The organism is Streptomyces sp. NPDC059832 (assembly GCF_042731715.1).
In the GTDB taxonomy this organism is placed as follows: Bacteria; Actinomycetota; Actinomycetes; order Streptomycetales; family Streptomycetaceae; genus Streptomyces.
Window position 1 is genome coordinate 18,639 of record NZ_JBHWIY010000023.1, and the last position, 18,401, is coordinate 37,039.

An 18,401-nucleotide genomic window follows, 5' to 3' on the forward strand; every position below is an offset into this window, starting at 1 on the left:
GCAGAAATGCAAGTAGTAACAAGCCCCCGTTGTGTAGCGGCCTAGCACGCTGCCCTCTCACGGCAGTAGCGCCGGTTCGAATCCGGTCGGGGGTACAGATCCTTCCCGCGAGATCATCTGGGTCGCACCCACGCTCTCGATGCAGGATCGCTAGGGCCCCCGTTGTGTAGCGGCCTAGCACGCTGCCCTCTCACGGCAGTAGCGCCGGTTCGAATCCGGTCGGGGGTACTTGTAACACCATGGGCTATGGTGTAATTGGCAACACTACGGTTTCTGGTACCGTCATTCTAGGTTCGAGTCCTGGTAGCCCAGCGCAGAAATGCAAGTAGTAACAAGCCCCCGTTGTGTAGCGGCCTAGCACGCTGCCCTCTCACGGCAGTAGCGCCGGTTCGAATCCGGTCGGGGGTACAACAGCAGGACAGACAAAGGCCCTTCACCTCGGTGAAGGGCCTTTGTCTGTTGGCCCGTTGGCGCGTTGGCTCGCGGGCCCGTTCAGAGACCATAGCGCCGGGCCGACTCCTCCTCCTGGGCCATCCGGCGCAGGGCCATCAGCAACGGCTCGTAGAGCACCGCCGACGCGACCGCCATCTCCACCTGCTCCGACTCCGTGGGGTACGTCTCCATCATGTCCAGGTCCTGGACGGCGACTTGATGCATCAGGTGGGCCTGCTCGGCCAGGTAGTCGGCGTCACAGGGGTAGCCGAGGCGGATCAGGGTGGCCACCGACGACACCAGCGAGCGATGCGCGGGGGAGAGGGAACCGATCTCCTGCGACGTCGCCCAGCCGATCCGGTCCAGGAGCCGTTCGACGGCCTCGCGGGCGGTCGCGGTCTCCGGAGCCTCCTCGTCCGGCTCCGGGCCGTGCGGGAGCGACCACAGTGCCGCGCCGAGCCGGATCGTCCGGCCCAGGGACTCGTCGTCGATGTGGGAGAGGACCTCGCGCGCCGTGGCCACGGGGAGGCGGCCCACCTGGATCAGGGCCCGTACCAGGCGGAGCCGGCGTACATGGCTCTCGTCGTACTCGGCCTGTGTCGCGGTGATCCGCCGGCCGGGATGCAGCAGCCCCTCGCGCAGGTAGTACTTGATCGTCGCGGTCTTGACCCCGCTCGACTCGCTCAGTTCCGAGAGTCGCATGTTCCGTGCCTTCCCTTGCGCCACCTCTTGGGCAGTGCCACTATCCAATCATTGGATAGCGACACTCTCCAACCGGGAAGGGGCAGGCATGTTCGCGAAACTGATTCCGGGACGGACCACCGCCGCGGCCGAGGGGGAGGTGGTCGTGCTGCTCATCGGGATGCGCATCAACCACTTCCGGGGTGTGCACCACTGGCTGCCGGTCCTCACCGCGATGCTGCGCATGCTGCGGGAGTTGGGCAAGGACAAGGGGCGCGGCCTGCTGGGCTGCACGCTGTTGTCCGGCTCGCCGCGGACGTACTACGTCGTCCAGTACTGGGAGTCGAGGGAGAAGCTGTACGCGTACGCGAGCGCTCCCGACATGTTCCACCGCGAGGCCTGGGCGATCATGAACCGCAAGGAGAAGAAGTCCCGGCGGCACGTGGGGCTGTGGCACGAGACATACATAGTGCCCGAGGGTGGTTACGAATCGATCTACGCCGATATGCCGGTCCACGGACTGGCCGCGGCGACCGGCGTACTGCCGATCGAAGGGCGGGGCCGTCGGGCGGCGGACCGTCTCGCGCACCGCTCGTCCGCGAAGTGAGGTTCTGAGAGGGGCCGCCACGGCGCTGGGGCGGCCGGGGGTGTGCCGGGTGCGTCAGCCGGTGCGGCGCAGGGCCTCGCTGAGCCTTGCCGCCGAGTCGATGACCGCCTGGGCGTGCATCCGGCCCGGGTGCCTGGTCAGCCGCTCGATCGGTCCGGAGACCGAGACGGCGGCGACCACCCGGTTCGAGGGGCCGCGCACCGGCGCCGAGACGGAGGCCACACCCGGCTCGCGTTCGCCGATCGACTGGGCCCAGCCCCTGCGCCGTACGCCCGAGAGTGCCGTCGCCGTGAAGCGGGCGCCCTGGAGGCCGCGGTGCAGGCGCTCCGGCTCCTCCCAGGCCATCAGGATCTGGGCCGACGAGCCGGCCTTCATGGTGAGCGTGGAGCCGACCGGCACGGTGTCCCGCAGGCCGGACAGCCGCTCCGCCGCCGCCACGCAGATCCGCATGTCGCCCTGCCGGCGATAGAGCTGCGCGCTCTCGCCGGTGATGTCGCGGAGGTGGGTGAGGACCGGGCCCGCCGTGGCCAGCAGGCGGTCCTCGCCCGCCGCCGCCGCGAGTTCCGACAGCCGGGGGCCGAGAATGAAACGGCCCTGCATGTCCCTCGCCACCATGCGGTGGTGTTCCAGTGCCACGGCCAGTCGATGGGCCGTGGGCCGTGCGAGCCCGGTCGCCGCGACCAGCCCGGCGAGGGTGGCCGGACCGGACTCCAGGGCGCTCAATACCAGAGCTGCCTTGTCGAGTACGCCGACGCCGCTAGAGTTGTCCATACGACGATACTCCCGTCTCACTCTGTGAAACGCAAGTTCAATATTCGGCGGAAGTTGCGAACCTGTAGGGGCGGCCACACAACGGCCCGTAGCCACCGCCCCGCACGGGGGTCCGGACGGCGGCGCACCGAATCTCTAGTTGGGCCGGCGAAGACGCCGGCCGGAGGGAAAGCGATGGGTAGGACACTCGCGGAGAAGGTCTGGGACGACCATGTCGTCCGGCGCGCCGAAGGTGAGCCCGACCTCCTCTTCATCGATCTGCACCTGCTGCACGAGGTGACCAGCCCCCAGGCCTTCGACGGCCTCCGGCAGGCCGGACGCCGGGTGCGGCGCCTCGATCTCACCATCGCCACCGAGGATCACAACACCCCGACCCTCGACATCGACAAGCCGATCGCCGACCCGGTCTCCCGCGCCCAGTTGGAGACCCTGCGCAAGAACTGCGCGGAGTTCGGCGTACGGCTGCACCCCCTGGGCGACGTCGAGCAGGGCGTCGTGCACGTGGTCGGCCCGCAGCTGGGCCTGACCCAGCCCGGCACCACCGTGGTCTGCGGCGACTCCCACACATCCACGCACGGCGCTTTCGGCGCGCTGGCGTTCGGCATCGGCACCAGCCAGGTCGAGCACGTGCTGGCCACCCAGACGCTGCCGCTGGCCCGCCCGAAGACCATGGCGATCACCATCGACGGCGAACTGCCCGACGGCGTCACGGCCAAGGACCTGATCCTCGCGATCATCGCCCGGATCGGCACCGGCGGCGGCCAGGGCTACATCCTGGAATACCGCGGCCCGGCCATCGAGAAGCTCTCGATGGAAGCCCGGATGACCATCTGCAACATGTCGATCGAGGCCGGCGCGCGGGCAGGCATGATCGCCCCGGACGAGACCACCTTCGACTACCTGAAGGGCCGCGACCACGCCCCGCAGGGCGAGGACTGGGACGCCGCCGTCGCGTACTGGAAGACGCTGCGCAGCGACGACGACGCGGTCTTCGACGCCGAGGTCGTCATCGACGCGGCCGAACTGGCCCCGTTCGTCACCTGGGGCACCAACCCCGGCCAGGGCGCCCCCTTGTCGGCCAACGTCCCCGACCCTGCTTCGTACGAGGACGTCTCGGAGCGCAACGCCGCCGAAAAGGCCCTGGAGTACATGGGGTTGACCGCCGGCCAGCCGCTGCGCGAGATCAACGTGGACACCGTCTTCGTAGGCTCCTGCACCAACGGCCGGATCGAGGACCTGCGCAACGCGGCCGAGATCCTGGACGGCCGCAAAGTCGCCGACGGGGTACGGATGCTGGTCGTCCCGGGCTCCGTCCGGGTCGCCCTCCAGGCCGTCGAGGAGGGCCTGGACAAGGTCTTCACCGCCGCGGGCGCCGAATGGCGGCACGCCGGCTGCTCGATGTGCCTCGGCATGAACCCCGACCAGCTGGCCCCCGGCGAGCGCTCCGCCTCCACCTCGAACCGCAACTTCGAGGGCCGGCAGGGCAAGGGCGGACGTACGCACCTGGTCTCCCCGCAGGTCGCCGCCGCCACCGCCGTGCTGGGCCACCTGGCCTCGCCCGCCGACCTGTCCGACGCCCGTACGCCCGCCGGAGTCTGAGAATCATGGAAGCTTTCACCACACACACCGGCCGGGCCGTCCCGCTGCGCCGCAGCAACGTCGACACCGACCAGATCATCCCCGCCCACTGGCTGAAGAAGGTCACCCGGGACGGCTTCGAGGACGGACTCTTCGAGGCCTGGCGCAAGGACGAGAACTTCGTCCTCAACCGCCCCGAGCGCAAGGGCGCCACGGTCCTGGTGGCCGGTCCCGACTTCGGCACCGGATCGTCCCGCGAACACGCCGTGTGGGCGCTGCAGAACTACGGCTTCAAGGCCGTCGTCTCCTCCCGGTTCGCCGACATCTTCCGCGGCAACTCGCTGAAGAACGGTCTGCTGACCGTCGTGCTCGACCAGAAGGTCGTCGACGCGCTCTGGGAGCTGACCGAGGCCGACCCCACGGCCGAGATCACCGTCGACCTGGAGGCGCGCCAGGTCCGCGCCGAGGGCATCACTGCCGACTTCGAGCTCGACGAGAACGCCCGTTGGCGACTGCTCAACGGGCTGGACGACATCAGTCTCACCCTTCAGAACGAAGCGGACATCGCGACTTATGAGGTGGCAAGGCCGACCTTCAAGCCGCGTACAATTCACGCCTGAGCAGCGCGTTTCCAGGACTGCGCCCCCTGCCATCTGGTAGGGGGCGCAGTCGCTTGTTGAGACCCCGTCGGGCGACAACTCGCCCCAGATGGCACAATCGGTGCATGGAACGCGACAGCCAACTCAAGCTTTACGGCCAAGTCGCCGACCGATTGAAGGAAGCGCACACAAGAGTGCGCACACTGCAAGTCCCGGAGGGCGTAAGGATGGCGCTGTCCCGGAAGCTGTTGGTCATCACGGCCGCGGCTAAGCACGATCTCCCGGATGCGGCAAGGCGTCTGGACCGGTTGATGAAGGACCTCGATGAGGGCCGATTCCCCGAAGGTGACTGACTCTGCGGAACTGCGCAGCGGTCGACTTCGTTGCGGCACTAGGGTGATTAGCCCGTTTCGTGTTTGATTTGCGGTATATATCTGCCTAACGTGCGAAAACGCTTGAACACTTTCGTTCTGGCAATGTCTCCGAAGGGGAAGACGTGAACAAGGCGCAGCTCGTAGAAGCGATTGCCGACAAGGTCGGAGGCCGCCAGCAGGCAGCCGAGGCCGTCGACGCGGTACTCGACGCGATCGTCCGTGCGGTTGTCGCGGGGGACCGTGTCTCGGTCACCGGCTTCGGCTCGTTCGAGAAGGTCGACCGCCCCGCCCGATACGCCCGCAACCCGCAGACGGGTGAGCGCGTGCGGGTCAAGAAGACCTCGGTGCCCCGTTTCCGTGCGGGACAGGGCTTCAAGGACCTGGTGAGCGGCTCGAAGAAGCTCCCCAAGGGCGGCGAAGTGGCCGTGAAGAAGGCGCCCAAGGGCAGCCTGTCGGGCGGTCCTTCCACCCGTACGACGACCAAGGCCGCGGCCAAGAAGGCCACCGCCAAGAAGGCCACGGCGAAGAAGGCCACGGCGAAGAAGACCGCGACCGCGGCGAAGACCACGGCGGCCAAGAAGACCACCGCGAAGAAGACCACCGCGGCGGCCAAGAAGACCACGGCGGCGGCGAAGAAGACCACCGCGGCGGCCAAGAAGACGACGGCCACCAAGAAGGCCGCCGCCAGCAAGACCGCGCCCGCCAAGAAGGCCACGGCGAAGAAGGCGCCCGCGAAGAAGACCACGGCGCGCAAGACCACGGCGAAGAAGGCCACTGCACGGAAGAAGTGAGACCGAGCCGCGCAGGGCTACTCACACGCGCCGGGCCGGGCTCCCCTCGGGGAGCCCGGCCCGCGGGCTGTTGTGGGGCGCTCTGCGCGCGGCCGTCCGGAAACGTCCGCCGCGCCCGTTCAGAACGTCTGCAGGGTCACCAGGGTGATCCGCAGGTCCGCACCCTCGCCGCTGCCCTCGATCCGCACCCGCTGCCCCGGACGCAGCAGCCGCAGACCGCCCGCGTCGAAGGCCCGCGCGTCGAAATCCACCGGGGTGCCGTCGTCGAGCAGCACGCTGCCGGTGCGGGTCTCGGGGTCGTAGGTGTACGAGGTCGCCTGCATGGACAGCAGCCTATCGGTCCGGTGCCGGGGCCGTTGAGGGCTCGTCGCCGCGGGCCCGGCCGGGGGCTCCGGCGGCCCGGGAGGCTCCCGCGGTCCAGTGTCCCGCGGTGTGCACGCCGACCCCCAGCGCCAGCGCCGCCCGCAGATCGTCGCCGGTGTCCACGTCCTGGCGGACCGAATCGATGCCTGCCAGGTCGATTTCCACCGCGCCGGAGTCCAGATGCCGGGCCCGGGAAGGGCCGCCGAAAGCCGGACGCAATTTCACTCCCGGCGCAGCCGACAGAAATGTTGTCCCTATTCCTGCCGCATCGGTCACAAATGCGCGAGGGAATTCGGCGGAATAATCGAGCACCCGGGCCAATTCTCCGGGGCGCAGCGCGGGCAGATCCGCATTGAGGGCGGCGACCGCGGCCCGGGGCCGCCCGGCCCGTACGGCCCGCTCGCCATGTGCCAGCGCGGCGTTGAGTCCGCGGTCGGGCTCGTCGGGGACGACGCGGGCCCCGATGGCCGTGAGGGCCGCCCCGGCCTCCGGGTCGTCCGTGACTACCACCACATCCAGCACCGAGGGGCAGGACAGGGCGGCGGCCACGGTGTCCCGGGCGAAGGCGAGGGCGAGCCGGGGGCGCAGCTCGGCCCCCGTCGTGGGCGTCAGCCTGCTCTTGGCCCGCGCCAGGGGCTTCAACGGGACGACCAGGGACCAAAGACCGGTCGGGTCGGTGTTCGTGGCGATCTCCCCCTCGATGCGCGTCGCCGCCTATTCTCGCCTGCCGGTGCGAGAACCCGGAGGGTCGGTCCCGAAAGCGGGGCGTACGGTGTTCTCGACAGAGCAGGGGCCTGGGGCGAGACTTGACCGTCGGTAGCCAGGCAGAGTTCAGGTCCTTAGAGGAAGGTGTCCGAGTGTCCCGCCGCAGAATCGGCTTCTGGTACCGCCTGGCGGCGGTCATCGCAAAACCGCCGTTGGTGGTTCTGTTCAAGCGTGACTGGCGGGGGATGGAACACATTCCGGCCGACGGTGGATTTATCACCGCGGTCAATCACAACTCCTATCTGGACCCGCTTTCCTACGGTCACTTCCAGTACAACACCGGACGGGTGCCGCGGCTTCTCGCCAAGGCGGGCCTGTTCAAGACCCCCTTTGTCGGAATGATGCTGCGCGGCACCGGACAGATCCCGGTGTACCGCGAGACGACCAATGCGCTGGACGCCTTCCGGGCGGCCGTCGACGCCATCGAGCGCGGCGAATGCGTGGCCTTCTACCCGGAGGGCACGCTCACCCGTGACCCCGACATGTGGCCGATGGCCGGCAAGACCGGTGCCGCCCGTGTGGCGTTGATGACGAAGGCCCCGGTCATCCCCGTCGCCCAGTGGGGCGCCAACCTCGCGATGCCGCCGTACGCCAGGGAGAACAAGCTCCGGCTGTTCCCCCGCAAGACCCTGCAGGTGCAGGCCGGACCACCCGTGGACCTCACCAGGTTCTACGACAAGGACCCGACGCCCGACGTCCTGCGCGAGGTGACCGAGGCCATCATGGCCGCGGTGACCGCGCAGCTGGAGATCGTGCGGGGCGAACAGGCCCCCGCACAGCCCTACGACCACCGCAAGGCCCGTGCGGAACAGCGACGCAAGGCCGAAGGAAAGGGACCCAAGTGACGCACCCCGCAAAGGCGGCCGTCTTCGGAACCGGCTCATGGGGTACGGCCTTCGGCGTGGTCCTCGCCGACGCCGGCTGCGAGGTCACCCTCTGGGGCCGTCGCGCCGAGGTCGCCGAGGCCGTCAATACGACCCGTACCAACCCGGACTACCTGCCGGGAATTGAGCTCCCCGCATCGGTCCGGGCCACCACCGACGCCGCCGAGGCGCTGCGCGGCGCCGACTTCGCCGTACTCGTGGTGCCTTCGCAGACGCTGCGCGCCAACCTCGCCGAATGGGCCCCGCACCTCGGTTCCGACACCGTTCTCGTCTCGATGATGAAGGGCGTCGAACTCGGCACCGCGAAGCGGATGAGCGAGGTCATCGAGGACGTCACCAAGGTCTCCGCGGACCGGATCGCCGTCATCACCGGACCCAACCTGGCCAAGGAGATCGCCGAACGCCGCCCCGCGGCGGCCGTCGTCGCCTGCCAGGACGAGTCCGTGGCCCGGCGCCTCCAGGCCGCCTGCCACACCTCGTACTTCCGCCCGTACACCAACACCGACGTGGTCGGCTGCGAGCTCGGCGGCGCGGTCAAGAACGTCATCGGTCTGGCGGTCGGCATCGCCGACGGCATGGGCCTCGGCGACAACGCCAAGGGTTCGCTCATCACCCGGGGCCTCGCCGAGACGACCCGCCTCGGCCTGGCCATGGGCGCCGACCCGCTCACCTTCTCCGGACTCGCGGGCCTGGGCGACCTGGTGGCGACCTGCTCCTCCCCGCTCTCCCGCAACCACACCTTCGGCACCAACCTCGGCCGCGGCATGACGCTCCAGGAGACCATCGCCGTCACCAAGCAGACCGCCGAAGGCGTCAAGTCCTGTGAGTCGGTGCTCGATCTGGCACGCAGGCACGGCGTCGACATGCCCATCACCGAGACGGTCGTCGGCATCGTCCACGAGGGCAAGCCGCCGATGGTCGCGCTGGGCGAGCTGATGTCGCGCAGCGCGAAGCCCGAGCGGCGCTGACGGCGGCCGGGGGCGGCCGGACCGGTGAACGTTCCCGGTCACCGCTCCGGCGGCCCCGGCCGCGCTGACGCGAGTGGTACCAGCAGGTACGCTCAACGCGATATGAGCAGCGAGAACCTCCCCCAGAGCCCGGAGCAGCAGCTCCGCAAGCCGCGCGTGGCCGTCGTGTTCGGCGGCCGCAGCTCCGAACACGGCATCTCGGTCGTCACGGCCGGCGCCGTCCTGAACGCCATCGACCGGACGAAGTACGACGTCCTGCCGATCGGCATCACGACGGACGGCCGCTGGGCGCTCACCGCCGACGAACCCGAACGCATGGCCATCACGGACCGGAAGATGCCGGAAGTGGCCCAGCTGGCCGAGTCCACCGAGGGCGCCGTGGTGCTCTCCGTCGACCCCGGCACCCGCGAAGTGGTGTACAGCGAGCCCGGCTCGGTCCCCAAGGCGCTCGGCGAGGTCGATGTCGTCTTCCCCGTGCTGCACGGCCCGTACGGCGAGGACGGCACCCTCCAGGGGCTCCTGGAGCTCTCCGGTGTGCCCTACGTCGGCGCCGGGGTGCTCGCCTCGGCGGTCGGCCAGGACAAGGAGTACATGAAGCGGGTCTTCATCTCCTTCGGGCTGCCGGTCGGCCCGTACCTCGTGGTGCGTCCCCGCGAATGGGACAAGGACCCCTCCGGTGCCCGCAAGCGCATCGTGGACTTCGCCGGTGAGCACGGCTGGCCGCTCTTCATCAAGCCCGCCCGCGCCGGCTCGTCCTTCGGTATCACCAAGGTCGACGACCTGTCCGGGCTCGACGAGGCGATCGAGGAGGCCCGCCGCCACGACCCCAAGTTCCTGGTCGAGGCGCTGCTGCGGGGCCGCGAGATCGAGTGCGGGGTGCTGGAGTTCGAGGACGGGCCGCGCGCCAGCGTGCCCGCCGAGATCCCGCCGGTGACCTCGCACGACTTCTACGACTTCGAGGCCAAGTACATCGACTCGGCCGCCGGGATCCTGCCCGCCCCGCTCACCGAGGAGCAGACGGCCGAGGTCCAGCGGCTCGCGGTCGAGGCCTTCGAGGCCACGTCCTGCGAGGGGCTGGTCCGTGCCGACTTCTTCCTCACCGAGGACGGCACCTTCGTGATCAACGAGATCAACACGCTGCCGGGCTTCACCCCGATCTCCATGTACCCGCGGATGTGGCAGGAGAGCGGTGTGAGCTACCAGGAGCTGGTGGACCGGCTGATCCAGGCCGCGTTGAGGCGTCCGACCGGCCTGCGCTGAGCCGGGTCCCGCACCGCACGGCGTGCGCTCCCGATCGGGGGCGCACGCCCTACAGGCCGGGCACCGTCTTCCGGACGGGCGGGCCGAACGCGGCCAAGGGGGTCGCGTCATGGGCGTACGCCGTCGAGAGGGTCACCTCGACGTACGCCTTGCGGTAGGTCGTCGTGAAACGCGGACCGGCGTCTTCGGGCTGTTCCAGCAGCCAGTTGACGCCGTTCGCCTCGGTCCCCTTCGCCATGGGGTCGTCCATCTTCGCGGGCCGGGGGACACCGCAGCGCAGTACGATCTCTCCGTCCCCCCACTCGGCGGTCAGTTCGGACTTCGGTTCGGCGTCGCCGCGGTCGAGACCGGCAACGGTCCTCGGCAGCTCCTCGTGCAGCGCGCGGCAGTAGGCCGCGGCTTCCGGGGACGGTGTGGGAACCGTGATCGACACCGCGGCGTGCGTTGAGGAACAGCCCGCCGCGGCCAGCAGCAGCGCGGCGACGGACGGGCCTAGGAACACGGGGTGGCGGAGCCGGCGCGATGAGGTCACCGGCCCAGCGTAGACGGGGACTACAGATGAACGACCGGGCAGGTCAGGGTTCGGGTGATGCCTTCCACTTGCTGGACCTTGGCGACCACCATGCGGCCGAGTTCATCGACCGTGTCGGCCTGCGCGCGCACGATCACGTCGTAGGGGCCGGTGACGTCCTCTGCCTGGATCACTCCCGGAACTCTGGCGATGGTCTCGGCGACGGTCGACGCCTTGCCCACCTCGGTCTGAATAAGGATGTACGCCTGTACCACGGAACCTCCAGGGCGGCCACGAGGATCATGTGGGGGAGAAAGAGTCGCCACGGTATCGCGTTGCCGCGTGCCGCGGGGAGACCTGTGGGCCGTTGACGCCCACAGCGTGGCGTACGCAAGACGCAAGTTGACGTATCTCTTGACAGTACCGACAGCAGTGACGGCCCGCGACCGCAAGCGCAGCGGTCCGGAAGGGGGACGGGCATGGCGGTGACGAGCGGTGCAGACTGCTCCCTGCGGCGGCGGCCGGTCCAGGGTCCGGACCCCCGGCCGCCGAAGCAGCCCGGACGACCGTCCGGCGCGATAGATGAGAGGTGAGACTCGGTGAAGGGAACCGTGGGCGAGTTGGGGGAGTTCGGGCTCATCAGGGAGCTCACTTCCCGGCTCACCACCACTCCGGCGGTACGGCTCGGCCCCGGCGACGACGCCGCGGTCGTGACCGCTCCCGACCGCAGGGTCGTGGCCAGTACGGACATCCTGTTGGAGGGACGGCACTTCCGCCGCGACTGGTCGACGGCGTACGACGTCGGCCGCAAGGCCGCCGCCCAGAACCTCGCCGACATCGCCGCCATGGGCGCGGTGCCCACCGCGCTGCTGCTCGGCCTGGTCGTCCCCGGCGAACTCCCGGTCACCTGGGCCGGTGAGCTGATGGACGGCATCCGTGACGAGTGCCAGGTCGCGGGCGCGGCCGTGGTCGGCGGAGACGTGGTGCGCGGCGAGACGATCACCGTCTCGATCACCGCGCTGGGCGATCTGCGCAACCACGAGCCGGTCACCCGCTCCGGGGCCCAGCCCGGCGACGTCGTCGCCGTCACCGGCTGGCTCGGCTGGTCCGCCGCCGGGTACGCGGTGCTCTCCCGCGGCTTCCGTTCGCCCCGCGCCTTCGTCGAGGCCCACCGGCGCCCCGAACCGCCGTACCACGCGGGCCCCGCGGCCGCCGGGCTCGGTGCCACCGCGATGACGGACGTGAGCGACGGGCTCGTCGCCGACCTCGGGCACATCGCCGAGGCGAGCAAGGTCCGGATCGATCTGCGCGCCGGACTCATCGACATCCCCTCGCAGATGTCCGACATCGGGCAGGCCGTCGGCGTCGACCCGCTCCAGTGGGTGCTGACCGGGGGCGAGGACCACGCGATCGTCGCCACCTTCCCGCCGGACGTGAAGCTGCCCGCCCGCTGGAAGGTGATCGGCGAAGTCCTCAACCCCTCCGCGCTGCCGCAGGTGACGGTCGACGGGGCGCCGTGGACCAGCAAGGGCGGCTGGGACCACTTCGGGGACATCGAGGACACCCAGTAGATTTCGGCGTATGCCCATATCTGCTGCTGCACCCGCCCGTGTGCTCACCGTCGCCGGATCCGACTCCGGCGGCGGTGCGGGCATCCAGGCCGATCTGAAAACGATGCTGGCGCACGGCGTGCACGGGATGAGCGTGCTGACCGCCGTCACCGCGCAGAACTCGCTGGGGGTGCAGGGCGCCTGGGAACTGCCCGTCGAGGCCGTGCGCGCCCAGTACCGCAGTGTGGTGGACGACATCGGGGTGCAGGCGGTCAAGACCGGAATGCTGTCGTCGGCCGTCCTGGTGGAGGCCGTGGCCGAGCTCCTCGTCGGCACCGACGCCCCGTCCGTCGTCGACCCGGTCGGCGTCTCCAAGCACGGCGACCCGCTGCTCGCCGCCGAGGCGCTCGATTCCGTACGGACGAAACTGCTGCCGGCCGCCACGGTCGCCACCCCGAACCTGGACGAGGTGGCGCAGCTCACCGGCATCCACGTCGAGGACGAGCCGGGGATGCGGCGGGCCGCCGCCGCGGTGCTGGACTTCGGGCCGCGCTGGGTCGTCGTCAAGGGCGGTCATCTGCCGGGCGCACCCGTCGATCTGCTGACGGACGGCACCGAGGAGCACTGGCTGCGCGCCCCCCGGCACGACAACCGCCACACCCACGGCACCGGCTGCACACTCGCCTCGGCCATCGCCTGCCGACTGGCCCTGGGACAGGACGTACCCACGGCGGTATGGGACGCGAAGGCGTACGTCACCGGAGCGATCGAGGCGGGCTTCCCGCTGGGCGCCGGGATCGGCCCGGTCGACCACGGCTGGCGGACGCGCACCGGATGAGGGCGCCCCGGCGCACAGCAAAAAGCCGGTCCACCGAGGTGGACCGGCTTTTTGGGCAACCGGAAGGCTGCGCTACGACGGGAACGTCAGCGCGCGACCTTGCCGGCCTTGATGCACGAGGTGCAGACGTTGAGCCGCTTCGGCGTCCGACCGACCACGGCACGCACGCGCTGGATGTTGGGATTCCAGCGACGGGACGTACGGCGGTGCGAGTGCGAAATGTTGTTGCCGAAGCCCGGCCCCTTGCCGCAGACGTCGCAGTTGGCAGCCACGGGTCACTCCAAAGACTTCAGATGCACTTACAGTGAAATCCGGCGCGCCGGAATCATTTGACTGAAGTGGCGGTGCCGGAGGGATGGCCCGACTCTCATCGGGCAACCGAAGCAGCATACAACGGCTGCGTCGGTAGAACGAAACTACCATGGGTTTCACCGACCTTGTCCCGCTGCCCCCGGTCCCCGCCGGACCCGGTGCGCGGGGACTACTCTGCGATGCAGCCGGCCGCCCACGGCCGAATCCGAGGAGGACCGACAGGTGCCGCAGACCGCCGACGACATGGACGCCGTCGCGGTGCGTACCTGGTGCTCACTGGCCCTGGAGGCGCTGGGCCGGGAGCGCGAGGCGATCGACGCGATCAATGTGTACCCGGTCGCCGACGGGGACACCGGTACGAACCTCTATCTGACCGTGGAATCGGCGACCCAGGCCGTCGAAGCGGTCTTCGCCGCCCACGAGACCGGTGCGACCGCACCCGTCGCGGCCGACGCGGTACGGGCCATGGCGCACGGCGCCCTGATCGGTGCCCGGGGGAACTCCGGCACGATTCTGGCCCAGCTGCTGCGCGGGATGGCCGGAGTGCTGGCCGTCGGCCACGACGCGGACCATCTGCGCCGGGCGCTCGCCGTCGCCGCCGCGGCGGCCCGGCAGGCCGTCGCCCACCCCGTCGAGGGCACCGTGCTGACGGTGGCCACCGCGGCCGCCGAGGCCGCCGCACGCACCGAGGACGACGCCGGAACCGCGGAGGTCGTACGGGCGGCGTACGAAGGAGCGCGGACGGCCCTGGAAGCCACCCCCGGACAGCTCGCCGTCCTCGGCCGGGCGGGCGTCGTGGACGCCGGCGGACGCGGTCTGGTGACGGTGCTCGGGGCGCTCGTCGAAGCGGTCTGCGGACGGGCGCCCGAACGCACCCACCTGGCCGTGCCCGCCCTTCCCGTACCGGACGACTGCGCGGCGGCCGAGACGGAAGGCGGACCGGCCTTCGAGGTCATCTACCTGCTGGAGGCCACGGACGACGCGGTGGACCGGCTGCGGACCCGGCTGGACGGGCTCGGCGACTCGCTCGTGGTGGTGGGCGGCGACGGGCTGTGGAACGTCCATGTGCACGTCGACGACGCGGGCGCCGCCGTGGAGGCCGGGGTCGAGGCGGGGCGGCCGTACCGGATCCGGATCACCCACTTCGGCGCGGACCGGGTGCACCCCCACACCGAGCCCGTGCAGCGCGCGGTCGTCGTGGTGGTCCCCGGCGACGGGCTCCGCGGCCTGTGCAAGGAGGCCGGGGCCACGACGGTCCTGGCCCGCCCCGGGGAGCCGCCCGCCAGCGGCGAACTGGTCGACGCGATCCGCCGGGCGCACGCCCGCGAGGTGGTCCTGCTGCCCAACGACGCGGAGCTGCGCCACACCGCCGCCGCTGCCGCCGAACAGGCCCGCGCGGAGGGCGTCCGGGTGGCCCTGATCCCGACCAGGGCCGCCGTCCAGGGCATCGCCGCCCTCGCCGTCCACGAACCCGACCGCAGCTTCGACGAGGACGTGGTGGCGATGACCGCCGCCGCCGGCGCGACCCGCTACGCGGAACTCGCCGTCGCCGAACGGCAGTCCTGGACCATGGCGGGCATCTGCCAGGCCGGCGACATCCTGGGCCTGATCGACGGCGACGTCGCGGTCATCGGCGAGGACGTGTCACGGACGGCCCGCGACGTGCTGGACCGGATGCTGGCGGCGGGCGGCGAACTGGTCACCCTGGTCCTGGGCGAGGACGTCCCCGACAGCCTCGCGGACGCGCTGGAGGAGCACGTGCGCGAGGGCTACCTGGCGGTGGACACGGTGGTGTACCGGGGTGGCCACCAGCGAGCCCCGCTGCTCATCGGAGTGGAGTAGCGCCGCTCGCCGCCGGGCCCGGGGCGCCGGACGAACATCCAGAACAGATGGTGGGTCATGAAGTGGCCGAAATCGTCCGGCCGTTCGTCCCACATGCGCAACAGTCGCGTGAGGGGTACGAACATCTTGTCCTTCCCGGAGCTGTAGTTGTAGACCCGCAGCTGGTGCGTGAGCGCCTCGATGACCAAGGCGGCGTCCCCGGTCCGCTCGGCCTCCGTCAGCAGCCGTTGCGCGCGGGCGTTGGCGCGGGGCCCTCCGGCTCCCCGTCGTTCTCAAACGACCGGTTCAGCAGCGCCGAGTCGGCCGGCCGCAGCGGGCGCCGCGCTATCAGCAGCGCCTGCCCGTACCGCGCCTCCGTCGCGGTCCCGGCCGGCTCCGCGGAGTCCAGATGCGCGGTGACGTTATAGGCGGCCAGGTCCGCGACCGCTGTCCCGGGCGGGACCGACGGCAGCCGCTCGACCAGCCGGTGTCGTACGTGTAGCCGCCGTTGACCACGCCGATGCCCTGCGCGGAGGCGATCGGCGCGACCTGCCGGTACTCCTCCACGGTCCGCGTGAAGTGCACCACCGGATGGCGCCGGGCGAACTCCTCCGGCGACAGCCGCCCGTCCGTCGTCTCGAACGGCAGCCACGGCAGCATCGTGCGCAGCATGGCGCCGTCGTGCCGGGTGGGCGACCTCACCCCCGGGTGGTGCACGGAAGAGGAACTCCGCGAGCCGCTTCGGATCGATCACCCGCGGCGAGCCCGGTGGGCCGCCGTCTGATCCGGTCGCCGAGCGCCTCCCGTACGGCTGCCAGGGTCTCGTCCGCGTACAGCGCCTCCCGCGAGGCGGTGGGCCGCAGACTGTCCGTGTCGATTTCCCGGTGGTGCCCGCCGGACATCTGTCAGTGGTGTGGTGTGCAATGGATCGCGTGTCTGCGTTCGATGAACCCCTCAAGAAGCTGCTCGGCGGAGCCACCGCGAAGGTGATGGCCGAACACCTCGACCTGCACACGGTCGGTGATCTGCTCCACCACTACCCCCGGCGGTACGAGGAGCGCGGCCGGCTCACGGCGCTGGCCGAGCTCCCGCTGGACGAGCACGTGACAGTGGTCGCCCAGGTCGCCGACGCCCGCGTCCTGATGTTCAACAACGGCCGCGGCAAGCGCCTCGAAGTGACCCTCACCGACGGCAACGGCCGCCTCCAGCTGGTCTTCTTCGGCCACGGCGTTCACAAGCCGCACAAGGAGCTGCTGCCCGGCCGACGGGCGATGTTCGCGGGCAAGGTCTCCGTCTTCAACCGGAAGATGCAGTTGGCCCACCCCACGTACCAGCTGCTGGACGCCGAGTCCATCGACGGGGCCGAGGCCACGGAGGCGGTGGACGCCTTCGCCGGGCGGCTGCTGCCGATCTACCCGGCCTGCAAGCAGCTGGACTCGTGGCGGATCGCCAAGGCCGTCGACACGGTGCTGCCCAGCGCGCAGGAGGCCGTCGACCCGCTGCCGCCGGGGCTGCGCGAGGGCCGCGGGTTCACCGCGCTCCCCGAGGCCCTGCTGAAGATCCACCGCCCGCAGACCAAGGCGGACATCGCCGAGGCCAGGGACCGGCTGAAGTGGGACGAGGCCTTCGTCCTCCAGGTCGCGCTGGCCCGCCGAAGGTACGCCGACACCCAGCTTCCGGCCGTGGCCCGCAGACCCACGCCCGGCGGACTCCTCGACGCCTTCGACGCCAAGCTGCCCTTCACTCTCACCGAAGGACAGCAGAAGGTCTCCCGGGAGATCTTCGACGACCTCGCGACCGAGCACCCGATGCACCGGCTCCTCCAGGGAGAGGTCGGTTCGGGCAAGACGATGGTCGCGCTGCGGGCGATGCTCGGCGTCGTCGACGCGGGCGGGCAGGCCGCCATGCTCGCGCCCACCGAGGTGCTCGCCCAGCAGCACCACCGCTCCATCACCGAGATGATGGGCGAGCTGGCCGAGAACTGGGGACTGTGGCGCGAAGCGCCTCCTCAGGAGGGGCGGCGGCCGGGCGACGGGCGGGCGCTCGGCGGCTCCGAGCACGGGACGAAGGTGGTGCTGCTCACCGGCTCGATGGGCGTCGCGGCCCGCCGCCAGGCGCTCCTCGATCTCGTCACCGGCGAGGCCGGGATCGTGATCGGCACCCATGCCCTGATCGAGGACAAGGTGCAGTTCCACGACCTGGGCCTGGTCGTCGTCGACGAACAGCACCGCTTCGGCGTGGAACAGCGCGACGCCCTGCGCTCCAAGGGGAAGCAGCCGCCGCATCTGCTGGTCATGACGGCCACCCCCATTCCCCGTACGGTCGCGATGACCGTCTTCGGCGACCTGGAGACCTCCGTACTGGACCAGCTCCCGGCCGGCCGCTCGCCGATCGCCAGCCACGTCGTCCCCGCCAAGGACAAGCCGCACTTCCTCAGCCGCGCCTGGGAACGGGTGCGGGAAGAAGTGGAGAACGGACACCAGGCGTACGTGGTCTGCCCCCGCATCGGCGACGACGCCGACGACGAGGCGGCGGGGAAGAAGGCGAAGAAGAAGGCGCCCGAGGACGACGGCGAGAAGCGCCCGCCGCTCGCCGTGCTGGAGATCGCCGAGCAGCTCGCCAAGGGCCCCCTGGCCGGTCTGCGCGTCGAGGTGCTGCACGGCAGGATGAATCCGGACGACAAGGACGACGTGATGCGCCGCTTCGCCGCGGGCGACGTCGATGTGCTGGTCGCCACCACCGTCATCGAGGTCGGTGTCAACGTCCCCAACGCCACCGCCATGGTGATCATGGACGCCGACCGCTTCGGGGTCTCCCAGCTGCACCAGCTGCGCGGCCGGGTCGGCCGGGGCTCCGCCCCCGGACTCTGCCTGCTGGTCAGCGAGGCCCACGAGGCGAGTCCCGCCCGCGCCCGGCTGTCCGCCGTCGCCGCCACCCTCGACGGCTTCGAGCTCTCCCGGATCGACCTCGAACAGCGCCGCGAGGGCGATGTCCTCGGCCAGGCCCAGTCCGGGGTCCGCTCCTCGCTGCGGATGCTCACCGTCATCGACGACGAGGAGGTCATCGCCGCCGCACGGGAGGAGGCCGTCGCGATCGTCGCCGCCGACCCGGAGCTCGAACACCTGCCGGAGCTGCGGATCGCGCTGGACGCGCTGCTCGACAAGGAGCGCGAGCAGTACCTCGACAAGGGCTGACGGGAGACGCCGCGGTACACCGGGTGCGCGGGCCCGATCCGTCACCACGCCATATCGTGGGTGGCACGGCGTCGCGGCATCCCGCGGGCCGCCCACGAACCG

General features: G+C 70.5%; 19 protein-coding genes, 4 tRNA genes and 2 pseudogenes. 16 read left to right on the forward strand and 9 right to left on the reverse strand.

All coding sequences use genetic code 11. From position 1 onward, the window contains the following. The first annotated feature begins 22 nt into the window (after window positions 1-22). From ACFV8T_RS31195 to ACFV8T_RS31210, 4 genes are all read left to right on the forward strand, one after another. Window positions 23-95: transfer RNA gene (locus ACFV8T_RS31195), tRNA-Glu, on the forward strand. A gap of 60 nt (window positions 96-155) precedes the next feature. Then, window positions 156-228: transfer RNA gene (locus ACFV8T_RS31200), tRNA-Glu, on the forward strand. Between the two features lie 12 nt (window positions 229-240). Continuing rightward, window positions 241-312: transfer RNA gene (locus ACFV8T_RS31205), tRNA-Gln, on the forward strand. A gap of 23 nt (window positions 313-335) precedes the next feature. Beyond that, window positions 336-408: transfer RNA gene (locus tag ACFV8T_RS31210), tRNA-Glu, on the forward strand. Between the two features lie 84 nt (window positions 409-492). Here ACFV8T_RS31210 and ACFV8T_RS31215 read toward each other — a convergent pair. Next, window positions 493-1,134, reverse strand: coding sequence for a MerR family transcriptional regulator (locus ACFV8T_RS31215; RefSeq protein WP_266427101.1), 642 nt, complete (start codon window positions 1,132-1,134; stop codon window positions 493-495). Window positions 1,135-1,222: 88 nt separating this feature from the next. Between ACFV8T_RS31215 and ACFV8T_RS31220 the strand changes: the two genes are divergently transcribed. Next, entirely contained in the window at window positions 1,223-1,720 is a 498-nt protein-coding gene (locus ACFV8T_RS31220) for a DUF4188 domain-containing protein (RefSeq protein WP_385334176.1), read from the forward strand. A 54-nt stretch (window positions 1,721-1,774) separates the two neighbouring features. Here ACFV8T_RS31220 and ndgR read toward each other — a convergent pair whose 3' ends face one another. Then, entirely contained in the window at window positions 1,775-2,491 is a 717-nt protein-coding gene (gene ndgR / locus ACFV8T_RS31225; protein ID WP_003966003.1) for an IclR family transcriptional regulator NdgR, read from the reverse strand. Window positions 2,492-2,665: 174 nt separating this feature from the next. Between ndgR and leuC the strand changes: the two genes are divergently transcribed. From leuC to ACFV8T_RS31245, 4 genes are all read left to right on the forward strand, one after another. Continuing rightward, complete coding sequence (gene leuC, locus ACFV8T_RS31230) at window positions 2,666-4,090, forward strand: 3-isopropylmalate dehydratase large subunit (RefSeq protein WP_385334178.1); 1,425 nt, start codon at window positions 2,666-2,668, stop codon at window positions 4,088-4,090. 5 nt (window positions 4,091-4,095) lie between these two features. Next, window positions 4,096-4,689, forward strand: a complete 594-nt coding sequence (gene leuD, locus ACFV8T_RS31235; RefSeq protein ID WP_385334180.1) for a 3-isopropylmalate dehydratase small subunit — start codon at window positions 4,096-4,098, stop codon at window positions 4,687-4,689. A 104-nt stretch (window positions 4,690-4,793) separates the two neighbouring features. After that, a complete protein-coding gene (locus ACFV8T_RS31240) occupies window positions 4,794-5,021 on the forward strand; it encodes a hypothetical protein (RefSeq protein WP_093545158.1) in 228 nt (75 codons plus the stop codon). 143 nt (window positions 5,022-5,164) lie between these two features. Then, entirely contained in the window at window positions 5,165-5,833 is a 669-nt protein-coding gene (locus tag ACFV8T_RS31245) for an HU family DNA-binding protein (protein WP_317866590.1), read from the forward strand. A gap of 119 nt (window positions 5,834-5,952) precedes the next feature. On the opposite strand, the gene ACFV8T_RS31250 is transcribed toward ACFV8T_RS31245, so the two are convergent. Together ACFV8T_RS31250 and cofC are read right to left on the reverse strand one after the other, a co-directional pair. Next, window positions 5,953-6,156: a hypothetical protein gene (locus ACFV8T_RS31250; RefSeq protein WP_385334182.1), complete on the reverse strand. Its 204-nt coding sequence runs from the start codon at window positions 6,154-6,156 to the stop codon at window positions 5,953-5,955. Between the two features lie 10 nt (window positions 6,157-6,166). Next, window positions 6,167-6,898, reverse strand: a complete 732-nt coding sequence (cofC, locus tag ACFV8T_RS31255) for a 2-phospho-L-lactate guanylyltransferase (RefSeq protein ID WP_385334323.1) — start codon at window positions 6,896-6,898, stop codon at window positions 6,167-6,169. Window positions 6,899-7,053: 155 nt separating this feature from the next. Here cofC and ACFV8T_RS31260 point away from each other — a divergent pair, with 155 nt between their 5' ends. The 3 genes from ACFV8T_RS31260 to ACFV8T_RS31270 all read left to right on the forward strand — a co-directional run bounded on the left by ACFV8T_RS31260 (window position 7,054) and on the right by ACFV8T_RS31270 (window position 10,073). Further along, a complete protein-coding gene (locus tag ACFV8T_RS31260; protein ID WP_385334184.1) occupies window positions 7,054-7,806 on the forward strand; it encodes a lysophospholipid acyltransferase family protein in 753 nt (250 codons plus the stop codon). After that, window positions 7,803-8,813, forward strand: a complete 1,011-nt coding sequence (locus ACFV8T_RS31265) for an NAD(P)H-dependent glycerol-3-phosphate dehydrogenase (RefSeq protein WP_385334186.1) — start codon at window positions 7,803-7,805, stop codon at window positions 8,811-8,813. The genes ACFV8T_RS31260 and ACFV8T_RS31265 overlap by 4 nt, the downstream gene beginning before the upstream one ends. A 102-nt stretch (window positions 8,814-8,915) precedes the next feature. Next, entirely contained in the window at window positions 8,916-10,073 is a 1,158-nt protein-coding gene (locus ACFV8T_RS31270; RefSeq protein ID WP_385334188.1) for a D-alanine--D-alanine ligase family protein, read from the forward strand. Between the two features lie 49 nt (window positions 10,074-10,122). Here ACFV8T_RS31270 and ACFV8T_RS31275 read toward each other — a convergent pair whose 3' ends face one another. Both ACFV8T_RS31275 and ACFV8T_RS31280 read right to left on the reverse strand, forming a co-directional pair. Further along, window positions 10,123-10,605, reverse strand: coding sequence for a DUF3515 domain-containing protein (locus tag ACFV8T_RS31275; RefSeq protein WP_385334190.1), 483 nt, complete (start codon window positions 10,603-10,605; stop codon window positions 10,123-10,125). Window positions 10,606-10,625: 20 nt separating this feature from the next. Then, window positions 10,626-10,859, reverse strand: coding sequence for an Lrp/AsnC family transcriptional regulator (locus ACFV8T_RS31280; RefSeq protein ID WP_072487263.1), 234 nt, complete (start codon window positions 10,857-10,859; stop codon window positions 10,626-10,628). 324 nt (window positions 10,860-11,183) lie between these two features. On the opposite strand from ACFV8T_RS31280, the gene ACFV8T_RS31285 reads away from it, so the two are divergent. Next, the gene (locus ACFV8T_RS31285) at window positions 11,184-12,155 is read left to right on the forward strand and encodes a thiamine-phosphate kinase (RefSeq protein WP_385334192.1); all 972 of its coding nucleotides are present in this window, start codon (window positions 11,184-11,186) and stop codon (window positions 12,153-12,155) included. A gap of 10 nt (window positions 12,156-12,165) precedes the next feature. Continuing rightward, a complete protein-coding gene (thiD, locus tag ACFV8T_RS31290; RefSeq protein WP_385334194.1) occupies window positions 12,166-12,972 on the forward strand; it encodes a bifunctional hydroxymethylpyrimidine kinase/phosphomethylpyrimidine kinase in 807 nt (268 codons plus the stop codon). Between the two features lie 86 nt (window positions 12,973-13,058). On the opposite strand, the gene rpmB is transcribed toward thiD, so the two are convergent. Next, window positions 13,059-13,244: a 50S ribosomal protein L28 gene (rpmB, locus tag ACFV8T_RS31295; protein WP_030928661.1), complete on the reverse strand. Its 186-nt coding sequence runs from the start codon at window positions 13,242-13,244 to the stop codon at window positions 13,059-13,061. Between the two features lie 262 nt (window positions 13,245-13,506). Between rpmB and ACFV8T_RS31300 the strand changes: the two genes are divergently transcribed. Then, complete coding sequence (locus ACFV8T_RS31300; RefSeq protein WP_385334196.1) at window positions 13,507-15,126, forward strand: DAK2 domain-containing protein; 1,620 nt, start codon at window positions 13,507-13,509, stop codon at window positions 15,124-15,126. 32 nt (window positions 15,127-15,158) lie between these two features. Here ACFV8T_RS31300 and ACFV8T_RS31305 read toward each other — a convergent pair. After that, a pseudogene (locus ACFV8T_RS31305) lies at window positions 15,159-15,418 on the reverse strand (hypothetical protein); the annotation flags it as partial. Then, window positions 15,401-15,983, reverse strand: a pseudogene (locus tag ACFV8T_RS31310) (HSP90 family protein); the annotation flags it as partial. The pseudogenes ACFV8T_RS31305 and ACFV8T_RS31310, both read right to left, overlap by 18 nt. 45 nt (window positions 15,984-16,028) lie before the next feature. Between ACFV8T_RS31310 and recG the strand changes: the two are divergent. Beyond that, on the forward strand, window positions 16,029-18,299 hold the full coding sequence (gene recG, locus ACFV8T_RS31315) for an ATP-dependent DNA helicase RecG (RefSeq protein WP_385334198.1): 2,271 nt from the start codon (window positions 16,029-16,031) through the stop codon (window positions 18,297-18,299). The last annotated feature ends 102 nt before the right edge of the window (window positions 18,300-18,401 follow it).

Bases quoted from the DNA above. Each gene is read 5' to 3' on its own strand.
- leuD (WP_385334180.1), top strand. From the start codon at position 4,096: ATGGAAGCTTTCACCACACACACCGGCCGGGCCGTCCCGCTGCGCCGC.
- recG (WP_385334198.1), top strand. From the start codon at position 16,029: ATGGATCGCGTGTCTGCGTTCGATGAACCCCTCAAGAAGCTGCTCGGC.
- ACFV8T_RS31220 (WP_385334176.1), top strand. From the start codon at position 1,223: ATGTTCGCGAAACTGATTCCGGGACGGACCACCGCCGCGGCCGAGGGG.
- leuC (WP_385334178.1), top strand. From the start codon at position 2,666: ATGGGTAGGACACTCGCGGAGAAGGTCTGGGACGACCATGTCGTCCGG.
- ACFV8T_RS31270 (WP_385334188.1), top strand. From the start codon at position 8,916: ATGAGCAGCGAGAACCTCCCCCAGAGCCCGGAGCAGCAGCTCCGCAAG.
- thiD (WP_385334194.1), top strand. From the start codon at position 12,166: ATGCCCATATCTGCTGCTGCACCCGCCCGTGTGCTCACCGTCGCCGGA.
- ndgR (WP_003966003.1), bottom strand. From the start codon at position 2,491: ATGGACAACTCTAGCGGCGTCGGCGTACTCGACAAGGCAGCTCTGGTA.
- ACFV8T_RS31250 (WP_385334182.1), bottom strand. From the start codon at position 6,156: ATGCAGGCGACCTCGTACACCTACGACCCCGAGACCCGCACCGGCAGC.
- ACFV8T_RS31240 (WP_093545158.1), top strand. From the start codon at position 4,794: ATGGAACGCGACAGCCAACTCAAGCTTTACGGCCAAGTCGCCGACCGA.
- ACFV8T_RS31215 (WP_266427101.1), bottom strand. From the start codon at position 1,134: ATGCGACTCTCGGAACTGAGCGAGTCGAGCGGGGTCAAGACCGCGACG.